This is a genomic window from Pseudomonas grimontii (genome assembly GCF_007858185.1).
In the GTDB taxonomy this organism is placed as follows: Bacteria; Pseudomonadota; Gammaproteobacteria; order Pseudomonadales; family Pseudomonadaceae; genus Aquipseudomonas; species Aquipseudomonas grimontii.
Genome location: NZ_VFES01000001.1, coordinates 253,764 through 274,270, shown reverse-complemented (window position 1 = coordinate 274,270; position 20,507 = coordinate 253,764). Strand labels below are relative to the sequence as shown.

The following is a 20,507-nucleotide window of genomic DNA, read 5'->3' as shown; positions in this document are numbered from 1 at the left end:
GTTCGGCAGTGTTTTTGGCTCGACAAGCACAAATAGCTCAAAGAGCTAGAGCTCAAAGTTAAAGTAATTTATTAAGAGTAAGATTTTTTTGGTATTACGAAGATGCATCTGCCAATGATTCGGCAGGGAGGGATTCTTGCGTTACTACCGGTTTTCTGCCCGAGATTCGGACAGAAGAAAAAAGGTGGAGAGTCGATCTGTAAGCCGGGTTCTGTCTTGAACAGTCATTCGTCTACGATGGCCATCACTGGACATCTTTAGCAACCTACCCGGTCCCAGCGCGGGCCACGCCTTGGGACCCTATTTGGTCTTGCTCCAAGTGGGGTTTACCTAGCCACGAACTGTTGCCAGTCGTGCGGTGCGCTCTTACCGCACCTTTTCACCCTTACCGGCACCGAAGTGCTTAGGCGGTTATTTTCTGTGGCACTTTCCGTAGGCTCACGCCTCCCAGGCATTACCTGGCACTTCGCCCTATGGAGCCCGGACTTTCCTCCCCCCCCTAATTTTCATAGAAGGCAGCGACTGTCCAATCGACTCTCCGCCGCGCAGGTTAACGGCACGGCGGCCTCAGGACAAGTATTAAAAGTGCAGCATTGCCATCACGTTCGGACGGAATACTGGTTTAACCCCGGAACTATTCGGCTTTCTGTTTATCCAGCGCGACTTGATACAGCACATTCTTGCGCACACCGGTAATTTCCGCCGCCAACGCCGCAGCGCGCTTGAGGGGCATCTCCTTGAGCAGCAGGTCGAGGATACGCATGGCCTCGCTGCCGACCGCGTCTTCCGCCTCCGGCGCCGTCCAACCTGCCACCAGCACCACGCACTCTCCACGCTGCTGATTGCTGTCGCCTTCGACAAACGCCCGCAGGTCTTCCAGCGGCAAGCCCTTGAGGGTTTCGAACGTCTTGGTCAGTTCACGCGCCAGCAACGCAAGACGCTCGCCACCAAACACCAGCTCCATGTCCTGCAGGCATTCAAGGATACGGTGCGGGGCTTCGTAGAAGATCAGGGTACGCGGCTCTTCCTTTACCGCCTGGAGCCGCGCGCGACGCCCCACCGCCTTGGCCGGCAGGAAACCTTCGAAGATAAAGCGATCCGATGGCAGGCCCGCCGCCGACAATGCTGCTATGAGCGCGCACGCCCCCGGAACAGGCACTACATTGATACCAGCAGCCCGCGCCTGGCGAACCAGGTGGTAGCCCGGATCGGAGATCAGCGGCGTACCCGCATCGGATATCAGCGCTACATCGTCACCGGCCAGCAGGCGGACAATAAAGCGACTGCCTTCTTCGCGCTCGTTGTGCTCATGACAGGCCGCCAATGGCGTGCTGATACCAAAATGCTGCATCAACCGTTGGGAGTGCCGCGTGTCTTCGGCCGCGATCAATTTAACCTCGCGCAACACTTTCAATGCCCGAGCACTGATGTCGTCCAGGTTGCCAATGGGCGTCGCCACGACAAAAAGCGAGCCTGCAGTGGAATTCAAAGGACCTGGAGCAGTCAAAGCGCACACCTCGATGGTTGGCAAAAGCCATATTGTAGCGCGTAGGCGCCTTGAAAATATGCCATCACGGCCGATGCCTTTTCTGCCATCAATTGCCAACAGCAACATTTGCACGATCTAAATCAAAGGTTTCACGCCAGTAACATCGCGCCTGGGCCAGTGCTTGGGTACAATTCCACGCTAATTTGATCGGTATCAGGAACACTTACATGATCGCTTGCCTGCGGCTGCTCTCCGCCCTCTGCCTCGCTGCCTTACTGGCGGCTTGCGCCAGCTCGCCCTCGTCCAGCCTTGGCGAACTTCCACGGACCCCGGATGCCAGTATCGAGCAACTGCTCGAACAGGCCACTACCGCCAAGACGCCGGAAAAGGCCGCATTGCTGCGCCTGAGTGCGGCAGACATGGCCTACCACCAGAACAACCCTGGCCGCTCGTCGCAGATTCTTGCGCAAGTGTCCCTGGATGTTCTAAAGCCAGCCGCACAAGTCTTTGCCAGCACCCTGGCGGCCGAATTGGCCATGACGCGCAACCAGCCCAAGGCCGCGTTGACCGCGCTGAACCATCCGAGCCTGCAAAGCCTGAAGGAGCTGCCGACCGAACAGCAGATCCGCACCGGTACCGTACACGCCCGCGCTTATGAAGCCGATGGCCAGACCCTGGCCGCTGCTCGCGAGCGCGTTGCCATGGCGCCACTGCTCAGCGGCGATGCCGCTAAAAGCAATCACGAAGCCATCTGGATCTTGATCGCCGCACTGCCGGCAGAACAACTGCAAGCCAGCGGCAACCCGACCCTGGACGGCTGGATCACCCTGGCCCAGGCGGTCAAGGGCGCCGGTACGCTCGAGCAACAACAGGCCGCTATCGACACCTGGCGCGCACAGAACCCGGGCCACCCGGCCGCCGTGCAACTGCCAACACCGCTGACCAAGCTCAAGGAACTGGCCAGCCAGCCCTTGAACAAGATCGCCCTGCTGCTGCCGCAGGAAGGCCCACTGGCCTCCGTCGGCAAGGCGCTGCGCGAAGGTTTCATGGCCGCCCACTACCAGGCTGAACAAGCCGGGCAGAAGCCACCGGTCATTGAGTTCTACGACAGTTCGCGCCTGACTTCCATCGACGACTTCTATGCCAAGGCCCAGGCTGCCGGCGTGCAACTGGTGGTTGGCCCGCTGGAGAAGCCACTGGTCAAACAACTCAGCGCCCGCCCTCAATTGCCGATCACTACCCTCGCGCTGAACTACAGCGAGACCGACCAGAGCCCGCCGCAACTGTTCCAGTTCGGCCTCGCCGCTGAAGACGAAGCCCGCGAAGTGTCGCGCCGCGCCCGTGCCGACGGCCTGCATCGCGCCGCTGCCATGGTGCCCCGTGGCGAATGGGGCGAGCGTGTCTACCGGGCTTTCCGTCAGGATTGGGAGGCCAACGGTGGCACGGTTGTCGGTGTCGAGTATGTCGACCAGCCGGTCGCCCTTGCACAGCAAATCGCCGACCTGTTCCAACTGCGTAAAAGCGAAGGTCGCGCCAAGAGCCTGCAAAGCACCGTCGGTACTGACGTAGCGGCACAACCGTCGCGCCGCCAGGACATCGAGTTCATCTTCCTGGCCGTCACCCCGCAACTGGCACAACAGATCAAGCCGACCCTGAACTTCCAGTACGCCGGTGATGTGCCGGTGTACGCCACGTCCCACGTGTTCAGCGCCAGCGGTGACAAGAACCAGTACCTGGACATGACCAACGTGATGTTCTGCGAAACCCCTTGGCTGCTCAACACCACCGACCCGCTGCGTAACCAGGTTGCAGCACAGTGGCCGCAAGCCAACGGCAGCCTTGGCCGCCTGTATGCGATGGGCGTTGACGCCTACCGCCTGGCGCCGCGCCTTGGCCAGCTCAAGGCACTGCCGGATACACGGGTTGACGGCCTCTCGGGCAACCTGGGCATCAGCACCAACCAGCGCGTCGATCGTCAGATGCCATGGGCGAAGTTCGTCGGTGGCGAGATCCAACGCCTGCCGGACACCCCGCGCTGATGCAGGAGCGGTCTACTGCACAAAGCGGCAAGGATGCCGAACTTCAAGCACTGAAACACTTGCAACAACAGGGTCTGCGCCTTCTGGCGCAGAACTGGTTGTGTAAACGCGGCGAGCTTGATCTGGTCATGCTTGACGGCGATACAGTAGTATTCGTCGAAGTCCGCTACAGAAAACACGCACAATGGGGTGGCGCGCTCGCCAGTATCGACGGGCGCAAGCGTCAGAAGCTGATACTCGCTGCGCAGTTTTTCCTGCAAAAAGAGCATCGCTGGGCCGACGCCCCCTGCCGTTTCGATGTGGTTGCCATGGAAAGCACACCGTCTGGTCAAGTTGATCTGAACTGGCTGCAAAATGCCTTTGACAGCTGATTCCCCGGACACCTTCATCACACACTTTTGCTCTTTGCTTTGCGGGCTGCACATTTCTGTGCCAAACAGCCGCGCTACTTAAGGTCACACAGATGGACATGCAATCCCGAATTCGCCAGCTTTTCCAGGCCAGCATCGACACCAAGCAACAGGCGATGGACGTACTTGCACCGCACATCGAGCAAGCCAGTCAGGTCATGGTCAATGCCTTGCTCAACGAGGGCAAAATGCTTTCGTGCGGCAACGGCGGTTCGGCCGGCGATGCCCAGCATTTTTCGTCCGAGCTGCTCAACCGCTTCGAGCGTGAGCGCCCGAGCCTGCCGGCCATCGCCTTGACCACCGATTCGTCAACGATCACCTCGATCGCCAACGACTACAGCTACAACGAAATTTTCTCCAAGCAGATCCGCGCCCTGGGCCAACCAGGCGATGTGCTCTTGGCGATTTCCACCAGCGGCAACTCGGCGAATATTATTCAAGCGATCCAGGCCGCACATGATCGCGAAATGATTGTCGTAGCATTGACCGGACGCGACGGCGGCGGCATGGCCTCGCTGCTGCTGCCCGAAGATGTGGAGATTCGCGTCCCGGCCAATGTCACCGCACGTATTCAGGAAGTCCACCTGCTGGCGATCCACTGCCTGTGCGATCTGATCGACAGCCAACTGTTTGGGAGTGAAGAATGACCGTTAACCGCCTCGGCCTTTTGGCCATTACGCTGTGCCTCGGCATCAGTGGCTGCAGCACGGCAATCACTGCGACACGTGACACCCCTATTCAGGATGACAAGGGCACCCGTACCTTCGGTAGCAAGATCGACGACTCGTTGATCGAAACCAAGGTCGAAGTCAACATCGCCAAAGCCGCCACGGACCTGGGCAACGGCGCGTCGCGCATTGTCGTGACCAGCTTCAACGGCGTGGTACTGCTCGCCGGCCAAACGCCGCGCGCCGACCTCAAGGCCCAAGCCGAACAAGCCGCCTCGGCCGTACAACGGGTCAAGAAGGTCCACAACGAATTGCAGGTCATGGACCCGATCACCCTGTTGGCCATCAGCAACGATGCCCTGCTGACAACCAAGATCAAGGCGCAGATGCTGACCGACAACGCCATCCCCGGCTCGCGAATCAAAGTCGTCACCGATAACGGTATCGTCTACCTGATGGGCCTGCTGACCCAGGCCGAAGCCACGCGTGCAGCCAACCTGGTGCAGGGCGTCTCGGGCGTACAGAAGATTGTGAAAGTGTTCGAATACATCGACTGATGTAAATCCCGTACAAAAAAAGCCCCCTGCGCCATTGGCGTCAGGGGGCTTTTTTATCGAGCGGCCTGGTGACTCAGACTTCACTCACCAGCACGTCGGCGATACGAATGCTCAAGGCGGCACCGGTCAGCGTCGGGTTCACGCAGGATGACGACGGCATCACGCTGGTGCCCGCAATAAACAGGTTCGCGTGATCATGGCTGCGACAATCCCGGTCAACCACCGAGTCCTTCGGGTCATCACCCATGATGGTCGTGCCCATGATGTGCTGACGGTTCTGGAAACCGACGTCCGTACTGAGGATATCCGCATCCAGCAGCTTGGCGAACTGCTTGAAGTCCTCCAGGGCCTTCTCTTTACCGGCATGCCAATAGGCTGGAACGCTGTAATAGATCTCCGGCACCGGCAGGCCTATGGCATCGAACTTGGTCTTGCTCGGGGTGACGCGGTTTTCCGGCAGCGGCAAGGTCTCGAAGTCCACCGCCCAGTTGAGTGAGCGTGCGGACTGCAGGCGAATCTGCTCATCCAGCTTGGAACCCAGCACGCCCTTGGCGATCAGGTTGGAAGTGATTTGCGACGTCGGCACGGTGTTGCGGACCTTGATCTTGTAGCCGGGGTAGTCCTTGCGGAACGCACCGTCGCGACTGTTCAGGTACACCAGTAGTTGCGTGGGGCCCTCTCCGGGCCACATGTCTTCCTTGGTCATGACGTTCATGCTGATGCCAGTGTGGTCCATCAGGTTGCGGCCCACCTGGTCGGACGAGTTAGCAATGCCATTAGGGTATTTGTCGGAGGTCGACATCAGCAACAGCTTCGGCGATTCGATGCCATAGGCGGCCAACACGAAATAACGCGCCGTCAGCTTGTGGGTCGACTTGTCGGGGCGCATGTACCAGACAGCAGTGATCTTGCCGTCCTCCCCCGCCTCGATCTTATACACCACCGAGTTTTCCAGAACCTTGGTGCCATGACGCTCGGCCTCGTCGATGTGCATCGAGCCGTCGTACTTGGCGGCAATCGGGCACACCGGGTTGCAGTTGTTATTGCCGGCGCACGGCGGTCGCTTGCCGTACGGACGGGTCGCGCGGCCGTTGGGCTCCAGGATCGGGTTATAGCCGCCCTTGCCGAGCATTTCCGAAAGGCGCGTGAACATATAGCTGGGCTTGAGGCCTTCCATCGGGTACGGGATCGAACGCGGCGGGTAAGCCTCACCGCCCTGCCCGCTCTCGTCCTGGCCATCGACGCCGGAGACGCCCAGCTCAGTTTCGGCGCGGGCGTAGAACGGTTCCAGCTCGTCGTAGCTGATCGGCCAGTCGCGGCCCTGGCCATACAACGATTTCAGGCGAAAATCGTTCGGCAACATGCGCCATAACGATGAGCCGAAGTGCCAGGTGGTGCCACCCACCACCCGCAAATACGAGGTGTTGTATTTGACCGGGCCGACCTGCTGCAGGTAATCGCCATAGGTCGACGGCGCGTGGGGCAGGCTCGGGTATGGCGAACCTGCGCCCTGCAGTTTGGCGTTGGCCAGTGACAGCTTGACCGGCGCATTGCGAAAGGTTTCCACCACATCGCGGCGATTGACCCGAGGGCCGGCCTCAAGAACGATCACCGACTTGTTCGCCTTGGCCAAGCCGGTGGCAATCAGCCCGCCCATGACACCGGAGCCGATGATGACTACGTCGGCATCGAAATCAGCCTTGCTCATAGTTTGAAGTCCTGTGGCGCTTTAGGTTTGGGGCCCCATGAGTCCGGGCCGCCACCGTAAGTGGGGATGATGAGAGTGCCGTGAGTGGGCCGGTACATCAGCGCTTCGCTGTAGCTGACGAGTTCCGCGTCGGCCGGCTCGCCGACGATGCCCAGGTACCAGGCCGAAATGATGCTGGTAGCCGTTATCTTCAACGACGGATCGGCATCGGCCAGCGCCAGGTAATCATCGACATGCTTGAGGCCACGTTCGGAGATCAACTGCTTGAGGGCGATCACATGGGTCGAAAAGTTCGGCGCACGTTCATCCAGGGCCGCGTAGTAACGAGCCGCCAGAACCGCGTTGACCGGACGACTGACCAGAAACTGCGACAGGGCCGCAAAGTCGGCGTCCGACTGAGCGGCCGCCATAACCGACTGCCAGGGCACCAGGCCGCTGACCAGCGCGGTCAACCCCAACGTGACCGAGCCGCGCAACAAGCTGCGGCGTGAGAGTGCATTGATTGATGAGTCCATGGTTCAAACCTCCAGACGTCGGCGACGGACAATTAGGATCACCGCCAAGGCAATCAGGATGCAGGCAAGGATGATCGCCGGAGGCGCGAACTTGGCCATCACCGCCAACGGCGCCTTGGGGCCACCCGCGCGAACCTGAGCCACATCGGCGGCGGACACCTTCTGCGCATCATTGCCGTAGCGGGACAGCACATAGTTGCTCACGTCGGCAATCTGCTGGTCATTGAGGCGATCGGTAAACAACGCATCCGGGCCGAACGCCGGCATGTCGATAGCCACGCCATCCACCTCGCGGTGCACGCCATAGACGATTGCGGCGATCAGGTTGTCGCTGCGGCTGGTGGCGGTGTTGTGGAACAGCGACGGGTATTCACGGGTGCCCTGGCCATTGGCCTGGTGACAGTTGGCGCAGGTGCCGCTGAAAATATGCCAGCCAGGGTTGTCTTCGGGTTTGCCACCGCGCAGGGTCAACTCATCGCTGGAGGCTTGGCCGAACTCATGCCGAGCTTTGGTCTCACCGGTGTTGATCGGCTGGGTTTGCAGCAGGTAAGCGGCGATGGCCTTGAGGTCGACATCGTCCAGATGCTGCAGGCTGTGCTCGACCGCTTCTGCCATTGGCCCGGCGGCCTGCGCCTTGCCTTCCACATGGCCGGTACGCAGGTAAGCCACCAGATCATCGCTGGACCAGGCGCCGATGCCGCTGGTTTTGTCAGAAGTGATGTTGGGCGCGTACCAACTGCCCAATGCGCCACCGGCGAGTGGCTTGCTGTTATCGGCCGCCATCAGCACATTGCGCGGGGTGTGGCAGGTGTCGCAGTGGGCCAGGGCATTAACCAGGTAGTCGCCACGGTTCACTTCGGCGGATTTCCCGGGATCCGGGGTGAAGCGCTTCTGGCTATGGAATAACGCATTCCAACCAAGCATCGACGCGCGGATGTTGAACGGGAAGTCCAGATCGGTCTTCTGTGTCGTGGCGTCGACGGGCTGCACTTCGTGCATGAAGTAGTGGTAGAGGTCCGCTACATCGGCATCGGTCATCTTCGCGTAGGAGGTGTAAGGCATTGCTGGATAGAGGTGCGTGCCATTCGGCGTGACGCCGTCCCTTACCGCACGAGCGAATTGCTCAGCGGTATAGCCGCCGATACCCGCAGATTTGGACGGGGTGATATTGGTCGAATAAATCACCCCCATCGGCGAGCTGAGCGGGTAGCCGCCCGCAAAAGGCTGGCCGCCTGGCGCGGTGTGACACGCCACGCAATCCGCTGCGATCGCCAGGCGCTTGCCGGGTGACGAAGTGTCATCCAGCGCCTGGCCCTGAGCACTGCTGGCGATACACGCGACAAGCGTGAGCACGCTCGCCAGCACATACCTAGTGCTTGTTCCCCTACCCGTTTTACGCGGCATGACTTTTACCTTAAGCACTGTATTCATGACTTTCGTGGACTCACACGTTGCTGTGAATCATCGAAAATTCGAGATGTCATAGGACGTCATATGACAGCACGCCGCGAATATTTCACGCGACGCAATATTTGGCAACAAATTTAAAGGCCAAATGACATCAGTCGAGCATCCATTCAGACGCGTCTAAATCAATGCTTTCGAAGCATCACCGGAATTCTTCGTGGTCACGTTAATGATATTTTTGAAAAAAACAGACGAATTTCTTTAAATTTTCGTGATGCTTGAACGTGTGTGCTGTCATTTAGCCTTCAGTCCTGTAAAACGCTGTCGATAGAGGTACGACAACTGCCGTCACCGCAGAGGTGCCGGCCCTCACTTCGTTGATGAATCCATCAGCATCTCCCAGGACGAACCGATGAGCTGGCTTAACGATGCAAAACTCTCAACCAAACTGATCACCTCCTTTTCACTCTGCGCCCTGATTACCCTGGGCGTGGGCGTGCTGGGTAGCCGGGGGGTATCTGCGCTGTCGGAAAGCCTCAGGTCGGTGTTCAACAACAACCTGGTCGCCATCGCCAACAGCGCTCAGACCAAGATCAAGGCCGTGGGGCAAAGTCGCGATCTGTATCGCCTGTATATCGCCCACGCCAACGATGCATCCCAGTCGGTGAAAGACGAATTCATCGCCTCGATGAACGCCAATCGACTGGCAAGCGAGAAGGCATTTACCCTCTATCGCCAGCGCCCTCTGGCGGATGATGAGCGCGCAGCCGGCGATAAAATGGAGCGTGACTGGCCGGTGTATCAAGCCATGGTCCAGCAGTACATCGCGCTGCTGAATGCGCATGAGCTGGATAAGGCGCGAACGCTGCTGTTCGGTGACCTGCAAAAAAACTATCGCACCGTGATGGATGAACTGACCATCATGGTCGACTCCAATGATCGCCAGGTTGCAGAGAACGCAACGGATGCAACGGTGCAAGAATCTTTGGCGAAGAACACCCTGTACTCGGGCATTGTGCTGGCGTTTATTGCGGCGATCCTTTTGGGCCTGTTTATCAGCCGCCTGATCAGCCGCCCAATTGCCACGGCCGTGACCAGCGCACGGCGCATTGCCGATGGCGACCTGACCCAGGCCATCGTCAGCACCAGCCGCGACGAAACCGGCCAACTGTTGAGCGCACTGGGCGATATGCAATCGAGCTTGAAGCAAACGATCCAGCAAATTGCCAGCGCCTCTGACCAATTGGCGTCTGCCGCAGAAGAACTCACAGCGGTTACCGATAACGGCAGCCGCAGCCTGGTTCGCCAGAACGACGAGATCCAGCAAGCCGCGACGGCGGTGACCGAGATGACCTCAGCGGTAGAAGAAGTGGCGCGTAATGCGGTGTCCACCTCCGAGGCTTCCCGCACCACCAGCGAACAGGCCACCAACGGCCGCGACCAGGCGCGCAAGGCTGTCACCGCGATCAACCACGCCACTGGCGAGATCGACACGTCGACCACCATGGTCAAGGACCTGGCCGGCCAGGTGCGTGATATCGGCAAGGTCTTGGACGTGATTCGGGGCATTGCCGAGCAGACCAACCTGCTGGCCCTCAATGCCGCCATCGAGGCTGCCAGGGCCGGGGAGCAAGGTCGCGGCTTTGCCGTGGTCGCGGATGAAGTACGCGCCCTCGCCGCCCGCACCCAGGCCTCGACCGGAGAGATCGAAAGCATGATCAATGCTGTGCAAAGCAGTGCCGACCAGGCCGTAGGCGCCATGGGCAAAAGCCAGGCATTGGTCAACGACACCCAGACCCTGGCCCAGGCCACGGGCGAGGCGCTGGAACAGATCGCCGAGGGAATTTCCCAGATCAACGAGCGCAACCTGGTGATCGCAACAGCCTCGGAAGAACAGGCCCATGTGGCGCGTGAAGTCGACCGCAACCTGGTGAATATCCAGGACCTGTCGACACAAACAGCAGCCGGCGCGCACCAGACCAATGCATCGACCCAAGAGTTGTCGAACCTCGCGACGTCTTTCAACACCCTCGTCAGCCGGTTCCACCTGTAAAATATCCGGCGACAAAAAGGGCGCCATGCATTGACTGCATGGCGCCCTTTTTAGTGGTCAGCGTTTATTGGTATTGCTGATACGGGTTGCCCTGGAACTGGTTGTTCTGCTGCGGCGCTTGTTGCTGCGCGCCAGGCTGGCCGTACTGCTGGCCGGGGATCGGGCCGAGGTTTACTTCTACGCGACGGTTCTGCGCACGACCGTTCACGTCGGCGTTGCTGGCAATCGGGTTATCCGGGCCGGCACCGCGCGCGCTGAGGTTCGCACCGTTGACGCCTTGGGAAGTCAGGTAGTTGGCCACGCTCTGGGCACGACGCTGGGACAGGTCCATGTTCAGTTGGCGGCTGCCGGTGCTGTCGGTGTAGCCGACGATCTGGATGGTGTTCTGGTTGAACTGCTTGAGGGAGTTGGCCAGGTTGTTCAGCGGCTGGTAGAAGCTGCTGGAGATCGCGTCCGAGTTGGTGGCGAACGTGATGTTACCCGGCATGATCAGCTTGATCTGGTCGCCCTGGCGCTGAACTTCAACCCCGGTATTGGCCATGCTCTCGCGCAGTTTCTTTTCCTGCTGGTCGGCGTAGTAGCCGTAACCCGCAGCGCCGGCACCCGCAACCACCGCACCGATCAGCGCGCCCTTGCCACGGTTGTTATGGTCGATGGCAGCACCCGCCAATGCACCGGCCAGGGCACCCAGGCCACCGTACTTGGCGGTCTTGCTCATACCGCTGGATTCATTATTCGCCTGTCCCTGGCTGCTGCCGTCATAAGGATTAGGTGAAGCGCAGCCGGACAACAGGGCTACGGCGGTAGCAACAACAAGCAGACGACGCGGAGTGAACATGAAGGGAGCTCCTACTTTTTGCATTCTGTGGTGCAAAGGACATTGGCAATGGACCCGTGCCGAGTTTGGAACGCGACAAACGGTAAAAATTCCGTGGGCGCGCCCCGAGCTGTAACAAAACGTTCGGGACTTGCGCTACGACAGAAACCGTAGCAGACACACGCTGAACGCGGCCTGAGTTTTTGCTACAGCGGATTGCCGTTTGAACACTTCCTTTCACGCCCGCACAAACGGGTTCTCACGCATCTCGTCACCCAGGCGCGTATCCGGGCCATGACCGGTCACCACCGTCGCGCCTTCGTCCAGCGTGTAGAGCCGCTGCTTGATCGAACGCACGATCGTCGCCTGGTCCCCACCCCACAAATCCGTACGCCCTACGCCGCGCCGAAACAGCGTGTCCCCGACAATCAGCAGTTTGGCATCGGCAAACCAGAAGCTCATCGAACCTGGCGTGTGCCCCGGTGTATGCAGCGCAACACCGCATCCGCAGGCCAACGCCTCATCATCGGCCAGCCAGCGATCCGGCGACGGCACCGGGGTGTAGGGCACACCAAACATCTGGCACTGCATCTCCAGGTTGTCCCAGAGAAACTGGTCTTCCTTGTGCAGATGCAGGGTGGCACCGGTCTTTTCCTTCAATTGTCCCGAGGCCAGGAAGTGATCGAGATGGGCATGGGTGTGGATGATGCTCACCACTTTCAGGCCCAGCGCATCGAGACGTGCCAGGATCAACTCATGGTTGCCACCCGGGTCGACCACGATGGCCTTTTTGGTGATGGGGTCGCCAATGATCGTGCAGTTGCACTGCAACGGGCCGACCGGGAAGGTTTCGCGGATCAGCGCGGCTTTTTCAATATTCATCGGTGCTCCTGCGGGCTCTATGGCATATTCCGCACAGTATGGTTGACGAGGCGCCAGACCTGAAGAGCAGCGACTGCTAAGCTTGCCAGCGCCATCGAAAAACAATCCAGGCCCCCACAAGCATGCCGCGTTGGAGCGAGCCCCATGGCGAATCAACTGATCATCTGCGAGCACTGCGATTGCGTTTACGAAAAAGTCACGCTCGCCAGACATCAAAAAGCCTTCTGTGTACGTTGCGCCGGCGTGCTCCAGCGCTACAACGGCCTGTTGGTGCAACAGCGCCTAGCCCTGACGCTGACGGCTGCGGTGCTGTGGACGTTCGCCAATTTCTATCCCGTGATGAGTATCAGCCTGCAAGGCCTGAAAAGCAGCGCCACGTTATGGGATTCGGTGGTAGCGCTGAGCCTGGGGCCGATCACGTTTATCGCGTTGGTGGCGGCCATTTCCATCATCATCGCGCCGGTGTTCCAGTTACTGCTACTGATGTGGGTCCTGAGTTTTGCCCTCAGGGGCAAACGCTCACCCGCATTCCGATTGTGTATGCGTTGGCTGGAGGCGCTCAGGCCCTGGAGCATGCTGGAGGTATGCCTGCTCGGTGCGATGGTGGCGGTGTTCAAGCTGGCCGGCATGCTTGATGTGATACCCGGCACCGGCCTGTTTGCCCTGGCCGTGCTCAGCCTGTTGCTGATCCGCATTGCCGGACGCGATGTGCGCGACCTGTGGGACAGCGTATGAACACACCGCCGACGGCCAGCGAGCTCGACCTGTGCCTCTGCCACAGCTGCGGATTGTCCTGTGACATGCGCACCGGGCCGACCGAATGCGAGCGCTGTGGCGCGCCCTTGCACCGGCGCAAGGTCAGCTCACTGACGCGCACCTGGGCCTACATGCTCACCGCACTGGCGTTCTATGTGCCGGCCAATCTGCTGCCGGTGATGAACACCACGATGTTCGGCTCGGGGGCGGACAGCACCATCATGAGCGGCGTTCTGGAGTTCTGGCAGCATGGCGCGTGGGACATTGCGCTGATTATTTTCATCGCCAGCATCGCAGTGCCCGGCATCAAGTTTGTGTCCCTGACCCTGCTGCTGGTCACCGTGCAGCGCAATAGCCTGTGGGCACGCAAGGAACGGTCGAAGCTGTTCCGCTTCGTCGAGCTGATTGGCTACTGGTCCATGCTCGATGTCATCGTGGTCGCGCTGGTGGCCGCGCTGGTGAAGTTCCAGGCCCTGGGCACCATCGAGCCGCGCCTGGGCATCCTGTTTTTCGGTCTGGTGGTGGTGTTTACCATGCTGGCCGCCATGAGCTTCGATCCGAGGCTGATCTGGGAAACCCCACACAACAAGGAGACCGCGGATGACGTCACATCCCACTGACACCCCGCAAGCCCCAGGGTCGCCTGCGATCAAGACACGACGCTTCAGCGTTTCGCTGGTGTGGATCGTGCCGATCGTCGCGGTGCTGGTGGGGATTTCGCTGGTGGTACACAGCGTCCTCCAGCAGGGCCCGACCATCACTCTCAACTTCAAGACTGGCAGTGGCCTGACCGCGAATAAAACCGAGGTCAAGTACCGCAACGTGGTAATTGGCCAGGTGACCGATGTCGCCCTGAGTGACGACCAGAAAAGCGTCAACGCGACCGTTCAATTGGCCAAGCAGGCCGAAAGCTTCACCCGCGCCGACTCGCAGTTCTGGGTAGTGCGCCCGCGTATCGGCGCCGGCGGTGTATCCGGCATCGACACCCTGCTCTCCGGCGACTACATCGGTGCCGACATCGGCCAATCCGACACACGCGCCAAACACTTCAAAGGCCTGGAAAACCCGCCGCCCATCACCTACGGCGAACCGGGCAAGCGCTTCACGCTGCACACGCAGACCCTCGGTTCGCTGGATATCGGCTCACCGGTGTACTACCGCAAAATCGAGGTCGGCCAGGTGGTGGCCTACGAGCTGGACGTCGAAGGCAAGGGCATCAATGTCGAGGTATTCGTGCATGCACCGAATGATGCCTATGTCACCGAAAACACGCGTTTCTGGAACGCCAGCGGAATTGACCTGAGCGTAGGCGCCAATGGCTTCGCGCTGAAAACCGAATCGCTCTCGTCCATGCTGGTGGGTGGCATCGCCTTTCAGGCGCCGCCGTACAGCCCCAACGACAAACCAGCCGACGAAGCCCGTACCTTTGAGCTGTTCGACGACCAAGTCAGCGCCCTGGCCCCACCCAATGGCGAGGGGCAATACATGGCCCTGCGATTCGACCAGGCATTGCGCGGGCTCAAGGTCGGTGCGCCGGTGGAGTTCCTCGGCGTTGAATTTGGCAAAGTGGTGTCGATCAACCTGGACTACGACGCAAAAAAACGCAGCTTCCCGCTCAACGTCGGCATCGTGATCTACCCACAGTTGCTCGGGCAGGCCCACACCAAACTGCTCAAGGTCATGAACCATAACCCCGACGATGAGGCCGCCGGCGTACGCCTGATCGGCTCGTTCATCGAAAATGGCCTGCGTGCCCAGGCGCGCAGTGGCAACCTGCTGACCGGCCAGTTATACATCGCGCTGGACTTCTACCCGAAAGCCGAGAAGGTCAAGTTTGACCCCAGCCTGCGCCCTGTCAGCATTCCAACCATTCCCGGTAACCTGGAGCAGCTACAGGAAAAACTCGAGAACATCGTCAACAAGATCAACCAACTGCCGATCGAACGCATTGCCGGCAACCTCGACAGCAACTTGGTCGAGCTGCGCAAAGGCCTGACCCAGTTCAACGCCAAAACCCTGCCCAGCGTTCAGAACACCCTGGCTGATGTGAGCAAGACGCTGCAATCGGCCAGTTCGACCCTGGCCGAGGATTCACCGCAGCGCGAACAGCTGACCCAGACCCTGGATGAACTGAGCCGCATGTCGCGCTCCCTGCGCGAGCTGTCGGACTACCTGGGCCGTCACCCGGAATCGCTGATTCGCGGACGCCCCGACAACGCCGCGCCCCTGGACCTGCAAGGACCTCCGCGCAAATGACCCCTGGAGCAAGCGCCATGACGTTTCCGTTGAAAATCACAGTGATCGGCATGCTGCTGTTGCTGGCGGCGTGTAGCAGTACTCCGATCACCTTTCATACGCTGACCCCGGCGCACTGGAATACGGCCACTGGGGCCGACGCGGGCAGCATCCGGATCGAAAGCATCACCGTTCCACCCCAGGTCGACCGACCGCAGATCGTGATTCGCCAGGGCGACAGCGGCGTGGCCATCCTGGAAACCCAGTGGTGGGCTGCGAGCCTCGCGGATGAGCTGAGGAGTGCGCTGGTGGACCAATTGGCCAACAGCAACCCTCGGCAATCGATGTTGTTGCGTCTTGAAGTGCAGCGCTTTGACTCCGTGCCCGGCCAGTACGCGCTGCTCGACGTCAAATGGCGTCTACGCCCGGCCGGCGGCACCGAGCGCCCGCCGCTGACCTGCCGGACCACATTGCAGTCGCCCGCCGGGTCGAGCATCGACAACGTGGTGCTCGCCCATCAAAACAATCTCAAGCGCTTTGCCGCGCAGGTCAGGCAGGCGGTCGACAGGTCAGCCGGCCAGTGCCCGCCTGCGCCGTAAACCGTCCGGCCATTACGCCAGCAACCCCATCGCCTTGGCTCGCGCCACGGCCTGGGTGCGTCGCTCCACCCCGAGTTTGCTGTTGATGTGGCTGGCGTGGGTCTTGACGGTGTGCAGGGAGATAAACAGCTGGTTGCTGATTTCCTGGTTAGAACAGCCTTGGGCGATCAGTTGCAGGACCGCCAGCTCGCGCGTGCTCAGGGTTTCGTGGGTGGTCGTAACCTCGGGAGTCACCACCGCTGGGAGAAGTGCGAGCAGGCTCTGGTGCAGCGGACCTTGCGGGTCTTTGCCCAATTGCTCGCGCATCCAGTCCGGATACCCGTCCAACAAGCGCTGGAACGGCTGTAACGCCCCCCCGGCGCCCGCCTCAAACGCCTGGGCCAGTACCGGACGCGCCTTGGCTTCCTGACCGCACTCCAGCAGCAACTGCGCCTGCTGGGTCAGCGCCATCAGGGCAATCATCTGGCGCCCGCAGTTGTGAGCCTGGTGCGCCAGTGCTTCGAGCCGCTCCAGCGCCGCCTGGGGTTGATGGCGGACGGCATCGAGGGCGGCTTGTTGCAGCCCGATATGTTGCGGCAAGTGCGGGTGGAATTCCGGTGCAGCGGCGGCCTGTTCGCCGTGGTAAGTCTGCCCCAGCCGCGTCAGCCAGGCATCCGCCAGGTCGGTGCGGCCTTGGGCCAGCCACAGTTCGCATTTGATCAGGGTAATCATCGCCAGGTAGTAGATCGGCGGCACATCCCAGATATGCATCAGGCGCTCGGCTTCGGCGAGTTCGGCGAAGGCTTTGGGAAAGTCATTGCGCCGCCCTTCGAAGCTGGCGATCACACAATGGCCGATCAGCACGCTGATGTCGCGACAGGCGCGCGCCTCAGCCAGGCCCGCGCGCAGGTGGGCGATGCCGGTTTCAGGCTGGTTGCGCACCAACAGCAAATAGCCTTCGTAGAGCGACAGCCGCGCACGCACCGCATACAACCGCTGCGGTGCCAGGCCGTGCAGGCGTTGCAGGCCCTGGCGCACTTCATCGAGGGCGCGCAGGATTTCGCCACGTGCCTGCAGCACCCGTGCACGGTCGTAATGGGCCAGGGCTTCGAACAATGGGTTGCCGACGCGCTGCGCCAGTTCCAGGGATTCGCGGTTCAGGCCTCGGGCGCGCCACAAATCACCATCGGCGATGGCCAGGTTGGACAGGGTCGACAGACACACCAGACGCTGGCCGTAACGCCGTTGCGGCAGGCTTTCCAACGCCTCGCTGCAATAGCGCTGAGTCAATTCACGATCCCCGCGGCCCCGGGCGATAATCCCGCTCAGCGCCAGCCACTGGGCCAGCATCGAGCGCTGTGCAGTGGCCGAGGGCGCTGGCAGGAAGCGACTGAGGTACGCGGATAATTCCTCCGCCGCATCCAGCTGGCAGGCCAACCCCAATGCCCAGCTGTACAGCACAATCAGGCGCGGCGTGCTGATCAGCAGGCTGTCGGGCAAGTCCATTTTCCAGCGCAGCAACATGCCGACATTCTGCTCGGCCAGCAGTTGTTCTTCGGACAGGTTCTGCACCAGGTTGGCCGCCACGTCGAGGTGCCCGGCGCGCAACGCCTGCTCCACCGCCTCGTCGATCAAGCCCTAGGCGTTGAACCAACGGCACGCGCGCAGGTGCAGGCTGGCGGCCGGCAATACATTGCTGCTCGCGCGGCGGGTGCGCAGCAGGTCGGAGAACAAATGATGATAACGGTACCAGTGCCCCTGCTCGTCCAACGGCACCAGAAACACCTGGTGGGCTTGCAGGTAACGCAGGATCTCGGCGCTGTCATGGGCTTCGCGCACGGCATCGCACAACTCGCTGCAAAAACGGTCCTGGGGCGCAGTGTCGAACAGGAACGCCTGCACTTCGGGTGGCAGGCAGTCGATCACTTCTTCCAGCAGGTAGTCGCGGATCAGCCCTTCCCCACCGTGCAGGCTTTGCGGCAAGGCGCTCTCGTTGCCGGCTTCGGAAGCCGCCAGCAGCCAAAAGCGCAGGCCGGCCACCCAGCCTTCGCTGCGGCGGATCAGGTTGTCGAGGGCTTCACCACTCAAGGAACTGCTGTGGCGATCCAGCAACGCCTGGGATTCGGCATGGGTCAGGCGCAGGTCTTGCTCGTGCAACTCCAGCAAGTGCCGTGACAACCGCAAGCGCGCCAGATGCCAGTCCGGGCGCTGGCGACTGGTGACCAGCACCACTAGGCCATCGGGCAGATGGTTGAGGAAAAATTGCAGGCAACGGTCCAGCACCGGTCCCTGGGCCAGATGGTAGTCATCCAGCACCAGCAATAATGGCGCACGGGTGGACAGGTGCACGGTCAGTTCATCGAGCAGGCCATCGAGCCATTCTTCAAACGCGAAGGGTTGGTGCCGCTGGCGCATTTTCAGCAAGCCCAGGGAGTGGGCGCCGAGCGCGGGGAAGTAATGCTGCAACCCTTCGAGCAGGCGCTCAAGAAAACGCCCCGGGTCGTTGTCCCGTGGGCTCAGGCCCAACCACAGGCTTTGCCAGTGAGCCGGCAGGCCCTGGCAGAACTCCACCGCCAATGAACTCTTGCCGAACCCAGCCGGTGCGCTGACCAACAGCAACCGCCCTTCCAGCCCGGCACTCAGCCGTTCACACAGGCGCGGGCGCGGCACGTAGCCGTCAGGCAGCGGAGGCCTGTAGAAGCGACCTTCCAGGGTCGGGATTACCCTACTGGCAGGCCCTTGGATTCGGGACAGATCAGTCATCGCCGGGCTCTTGTAGAAGGCTGTTGTCGGCATTGCAGATGTCCGCAGACTAGCGGTAAAAGCGGTGGGTTTGTAGATCTTTGCAACATTTGCCTGAAAAAGAACTGAGACAAGAAATATCGCCACAAACAAAAAGTGGGAGGGGGCTTGCTCCCGATAGAGGCGGATCAGTCAATGCATGCGTTGACTGTCACACCGCTATCGGGAGCAAGCCCCCTCCCACATTGAGTCACTCGTGCAGCTTAGCGAACACCGTCCTGGCGCAGGGCCGCTGGGGTGAAGTCGCTGGTGGTGGCGGTGAAGCCGAAGTCATAGGCCTGTTTCTCTTCGTTCTTCATGCCCAGGGCCAGGTAGCGGCCGGACTGCAGGTCGTAGAGGGTTTCCAGGGCGTACCACGGCACTTGCTTGTCGTAGTAGTTCTCGGCATGGGCCTCGGCGACGCGCCACAGTTGACCACGACCGTCGTAGTGGTCGATCACCGCCGCTTGCCAGGTGTCTTCGTCGATGAAGAAATCACGCTTGGCATAGATGTGGCGCTGGCCTTCCTTCAAGGTCGCGACCACGTGCCAGACACGGCGCAGCTCGTAGCGTGTCAGGTCCTGGTTGATGTGGCCGGCCTTGATGATGTCGGCGTACTTGAGCTTCGGATCGTCGATCTTGTAACTGTTGGAGGCGATGTAGATTTCCTTCTTGCCTTCCAGTTTCCAGTCGTAGCGATCCGGCGCACCGTTGTACATGTCAAGGTTGTCGGAGGTCCGCAGGCCATCGGCGGCGGTACCTGGCCCGTCATAGGACACTTGCGGCGCCCGGCGCACACGGCGCTGGCCGGCGTTGTAGACCCACGCCGAACGCGGCTCCTTCACCTGGTCCAGGGTTTCGTGCACCAGCAGCACACCACCGGCCAGGCGTGCCGGCGCGGTCACTTGCTGCTTGAAGTAGAACAGCACGTTGCCCGGGTTCTTCGGGTCGAAGTCCTTCATCTTGTCGCGGAACACGAACTGGTCGCGGAAGTACACGAGGCTGTAGGAACCGTTGGTTTGCGGCGTGGCCTGGGTCACCAGACGGGTCACGCTGCCGCCGCGATAACGGGTGATGTGGTTCCAGATAACTTCCACACCGCTTTTCGGGATCGGGAACGGTACGGCGGTTTCAAAGTTTTCCAGGCCGTTGCCGCCCGACACCAGGTTGGTGGTGGTGGCGTTCTTCTTGATGGCCGCGAACACATCGGCCGGCACGGTAGCGCCGCGATGGGTCGGGTAGACCGGCATCTTGAAGGTTTCCGGGTAACGCTTGAACATCGCGTACTGCCCCGGTGCCAGCTTGTCCTTGTACTGCTCGACGTTCTGCGCAGTGATGGTGAATTGCGGTTGTTCGCTGGCGTACGGGTTGGCGAGGAAACCTTTGGCATCCACAGCGCCGGCGTTGGTCGGCATAGGCGACCATTTAGGGATGGTGCCCGCTGCGTTACCGGCCATTTCCGCGCCCATCGGCGTCAGGGTCGTGCCCAGCTTGGCTGCTTCATCCGCCGACACTGCCGCCATGACATTGCTCGCCAGGATCGACAGTCCAAGCACACCGACGTGCAACAGACTTTTGGTTATTTTCATGTTCTGGTCTTCCTGAAAATACA

At 60.6% G+C, this 20,507-nt stretch carries 18 protein-coding genes and 1 other RNA gene; 9 read left to right on the top strand and 10 right to left on the bottom strand.

Translation table 11 applies throughout. The features are described 5' to 3' along the window. Positions 1–184: 184 nt before the first annotated feature. Both rnpB and rsmI read right to left on the bottom strand, forming a co-directional pair. An RNA gene (gene rnpB / locus FIV39_RS01370) (RNase P RNA component class A) lies at positions 185–538 on the bottom strand. A 96-nt stretch (positions 539–634) separates the two neighbouring features. Further along, on the bottom strand, positions 635–1,507 hold the full coding sequence (rsmI, locus tag FIV39_RS01365; protein WP_090409320.1) for a 16S rRNA (cytidine(1402)-2'-O)-methyltransferase: 873 nt from the start codon (positions 1,505–1,507) through the stop codon (positions 635–637). Positions 1,508–1,716: 209 nt separating this feature from the next. On the opposite strand from rsmI, the gene FIV39_RS01360 reads away from it, so the two are divergent. The 4 genes from FIV39_RS01360 to FIV39_RS01345 all read left to right on the top strand — a co-directional run bounded on the left by FIV39_RS01360 (position 1,717) and on the right by FIV39_RS01345 (position 5,163). Then, positions 1,717–3,528 (top strand): penicillin-binding protein activator, encoded by a 1,812-nt coding sequence (locus FIV39_RS01360; protein WP_090409323.1) that lies wholly within the window; start codon positions 1,717–1,719, stop codon positions 3,526–3,528. Beyond that, complete coding sequence (locus tag FIV39_RS01355; protein WP_090409326.1) at positions 3,528–3,899, top strand: YraN family protein; 372 nt, start codon at positions 3,528–3,530, stop codon at positions 3,897–3,899. The genes FIV39_RS01360 and FIV39_RS01355 overlap by 1 nt, the downstream gene beginning before the upstream one ends. 92 nt (positions 3,900–3,991) lie before the next feature. Further along, entirely contained in the window at positions 3,992–4,585 is a 594-nt protein-coding gene (locus tag FIV39_RS01350; RefSeq protein ID WP_007904374.1) for a phosphoheptose isomerase, read from the top strand. Next, complete coding sequence (locus FIV39_RS01345) at positions 4,582–5,163, top strand: BON domain-containing protein (protein ID WP_027604770.1); 582 nt, start codon at positions 4,582–4,584, stop codon at positions 5,161–5,163. Before FIV39_RS01350 ends, FIV39_RS01345 begins: the two co-directional genes overlap by 4 nt. 73 nt (positions 5,164–5,236) lie before the next feature. Here FIV39_RS01345 and FIV39_RS01340 read toward each other — a convergent pair whose 3' ends face one another. The 3 genes from FIV39_RS01340 to FIV39_RS01330 are packed head-to-tail and all read right to left on the bottom strand — an operon-like array spanning position 5,237 to position 8,790. Continuing rightward, positions 5,237–6,871, bottom strand: coding sequence for a GMC family oxidoreductase (locus tag FIV39_RS01340; RefSeq protein ID WP_090409329.1), 1,635 nt, complete (start codon positions 6,869–6,871; stop codon positions 5,237–5,239). Then, the gene (locus FIV39_RS01335; protein WP_090409332.1) at positions 6,868–7,386 is read right to left on the bottom strand and encodes a sugar dehydrogenase complex small subunit; all 519 of its coding nucleotides are present in this window, start codon (positions 7,384–7,386) and stop codon (positions 6,868–6,870) included. The genes FIV39_RS01340 and FIV39_RS01335 overlap by 4 nt, the downstream gene beginning before the upstream one ends. 3 nt (positions 7,387–7,389) lie before the next feature. Beyond that, positions 7,390–8,790 (bottom strand): cytochrome c, encoded by a 1,401-nt coding sequence (locus FIV39_RS01330; RefSeq protein WP_090409336.1) that lies wholly within the window; start codon positions 8,788–8,790, stop codon positions 7,390–7,392. A 415-nt stretch (positions 8,791–9,205) separates the two neighbouring features. On the opposite strand from FIV39_RS01330, the gene FIV39_RS01325 reads away from it, so the two are divergent. Further along, positions 9,206–10,846 carry a methyl-accepting chemotaxis protein gene (locus tag FIV39_RS01325; RefSeq protein WP_090409339.1) on the top strand — a complete coding sequence of 547 codons (1,641 nt, stop codon included), beginning with the start codon at positions 9,206–9,208 and terminating at the stop codon, positions 10,844–10,846. A gap of 64 nt (positions 10,847–10,910) precedes the next feature. On the opposite strand, the gene FIV39_RS01320 is transcribed toward FIV39_RS01325, so the two are convergent. Together FIV39_RS01320 and FIV39_RS01315 are read right to left on the bottom strand one after the other, a co-directional pair. Then, positions 10,911–11,684 carry an OmpA family protein gene (locus tag FIV39_RS01320; RefSeq protein ID WP_053131457.1) on the bottom strand — a complete coding sequence of 258 codons (774 nt, stop codon included), beginning with the start codon at positions 11,682–11,684 and terminating at the stop codon, positions 10,911–10,913. A 216-nt stretch (positions 11,685–11,900) separates the two neighbouring features. After that, entirely contained in the window at positions 11,901–12,545 is a 645-nt protein-coding gene (locus FIV39_RS01315; RefSeq protein ID WP_090409341.1) for an MBL fold metallo-hydrolase, read from the bottom strand. A 144-nt stretch (positions 12,546–12,689) separates the two neighbouring features. Between FIV39_RS01315 and FIV39_RS01310 the strand changes: the two genes are divergently transcribed. Genes FIV39_RS01310 through FIV39_RS01295 form a run of 4 tightly spaced genes read left to right on the top strand, consistent with a single transcriptional unit; the run spans position 12,690 to position 16,135 of the window. Next, a complete protein-coding gene (locus tag FIV39_RS01310) occupies positions 12,690–13,280 on the top strand; it encodes a paraquat-inducible protein A (protein ID WP_090409344.1) in 591 nt (196 codons plus the stop codon). Next, a complete protein-coding gene (locus FIV39_RS01305) occupies positions 13,277–13,921 on the top strand; it encodes a paraquat-inducible protein A (protein ID WP_090409347.1) in 645 nt (214 codons plus the stop codon). Before FIV39_RS01310 ends, FIV39_RS01305 begins: the two co-directional genes overlap by 4 nt. Continuing rightward, entirely contained in the window at positions 13,902–15,557 is a 1,656-nt protein-coding gene (locus FIV39_RS01300; RefSeq protein ID WP_090409350.1) for a PqiB family protein, read from the top strand. Before FIV39_RS01305 ends, FIV39_RS01300 begins: the two co-directional genes overlap by 20 nt. A 17-nt stretch (positions 15,558–15,574) precedes the next feature. Further along, positions 15,575–16,135, top strand: a complete 561-nt coding sequence (locus FIV39_RS01295) for a PqiC family protein (protein ID WP_090409353.1) — start codon at positions 15,575–15,577, stop codon at positions 16,133–16,135. Between the two features lie 12 nt (positions 16,136–16,147). On the opposite strand, the gene FIV39_RS33820 is transcribed toward FIV39_RS01295, so the two are convergent. The 3 genes from FIV39_RS33820 to FIV39_RS01285 form a co-directional block, all read right to left on the bottom strand. Next, positions 16,148–17,464, bottom strand: a complete 1,317-nt coding sequence (locus tag FIV39_RS33820; RefSeq protein ID WP_390620683.1) for a LuxR C-terminal-related transcriptional regulator — start codon at positions 17,462–17,464, stop codon at positions 16,148–16,150. Between the two features lie 288 nt (positions 17,465–17,752). Beyond that, complete coding sequence (locus FIV39_RS33815) at positions 17,753–18,877, bottom strand: MalT transcriptional regulator family protein (protein ID WP_390620673.1); 1,125 nt, start codon at positions 18,875–18,877, stop codon at positions 17,753–17,755. 242 nt (positions 18,878–19,119) lie between these two features. Further along, on the bottom strand, positions 19,120–20,484 hold the full coding sequence (locus tag FIV39_RS01285) for a DUF1329 domain-containing protein (RefSeq protein ID WP_090409356.1): 1,365 nt from the start codon (positions 20,482–20,484) through the stop codon (positions 19,120–19,122). Between the last annotated feature and the right edge of the window lie 23 nt (positions 20,485–20,507).

Bases quoted from the DNA above. Each gene is read 5' to 3' on its own strand.
- FIV39_RS01360 (WP_090409323.1), top strand. From the start codon at position 1,717: ATGATCGCTTGCCTGCGGCTGCTCTCCGCCCTCTGCCTCGCTGCCTTA.
- FIV39_RS01355 (WP_090409326.1), top strand. From the start codon at position 3,528: ATGCAGGAGCGGTCTACTGCACAAAGCGGCAAGGATGCCGAACTTCAA.
- FIV39_RS01350 (WP_007904374.1), top strand. From the start codon at position 3,992: ATGGACATGCAATCCCGAATTCGCCAGCTTTTCCAGGCCAGCATCGAC.
- FIV39_RS01345 (WP_027604770.1), top strand. From the start codon at position 4,582: ATGACCGTTAACCGCCTCGGCCTTTTGGCCATTACGCTGTGCCTCGGC.
- FIV39_RS01340 (WP_090409329.1), bottom strand. From the start codon at position 6,871: ATGAGCAAGGCTGATTTCGATGCCGACGTAGTCATCATCGGCTCCGGT.
- FIV39_RS01335 (WP_090409332.1), bottom strand. From the start codon at position 7,386: ATGGACTCATCAATCAATGCACTCTCACGCCGCAGCTTGTTGCGCGGC.
- FIV39_RS01330 (WP_090409336.1), bottom strand. From the start codon at position 8,790: ATGCCGCGTAAAACGGGTAGGGGAACAAGCACTAGGTATGTGCTGGCG.
- FIV39_RS01325 (WP_090409339.1), top strand. From the start codon at position 9,206: ATGAGCTGGCTTAACGATGCAAAACTCTCAACCAAACTGATCACCTCC.
- FIV39_RS01320 (WP_053131457.1), bottom strand. From the start codon at position 11,684: ATGTTCACTCCGCGTCGTCTGCTTGTTGTTGCTACCGCCGTAGCCCTG.
- FIV39_RS01315 (WP_090409341.1), bottom strand. From the start codon at position 12,545: ATGAATATTGAAAAAGCCGCGCTGATCCGCGAAACCTTCCCGGTCGGC.
- FIV39_RS01310 (WP_090409344.1), top strand. From the start codon at position 12,690: ATGGCGAATCAACTGATCATCTGCGAGCACTGCGATTGCGTTTACGAA.
- FIV39_RS01305 (WP_090409347.1), top strand. From the start codon at position 13,277: ATGAACACACCGCCGACGGCCAGCGAGCTCGACCTGTGCCTCTGCCAC.
- FIV39_RS01300 (WP_090409350.1), top strand. From the start codon at position 13,902: ATGACGTCACATCCCACTGACACCCCGCAAGCCCCAGGGTCGCCTGCG.
- FIV39_RS01295 (WP_090409353.1), top strand. From the start codon at position 15,575: ATGACGTTTCCGTTGAAAATCACAGTGATCGGCATGCTGCTGTTGCTG.
- FIV39_RS33820 (WP_390620683.1), bottom strand. From the start codon at position 17,464: ATGCTGGCCCAGTGGCTGGCGCTGAGCGGGATTATCGCCCGGGGCCGC.
- FIV39_RS33815 (WP_390620673.1), bottom strand. From the start codon at position 18,877: ATGACTGATCTGTCCCGAATCCAAGGGCCTGCCAGTAGGGTAATCCCG.
- FIV39_RS01285 (WP_090409356.1), bottom strand. From the start codon at position 20,484: ATGAAAATAACCAAAAGTCTGTTGCACGTCGGTGTGCTTGGACTGTCG.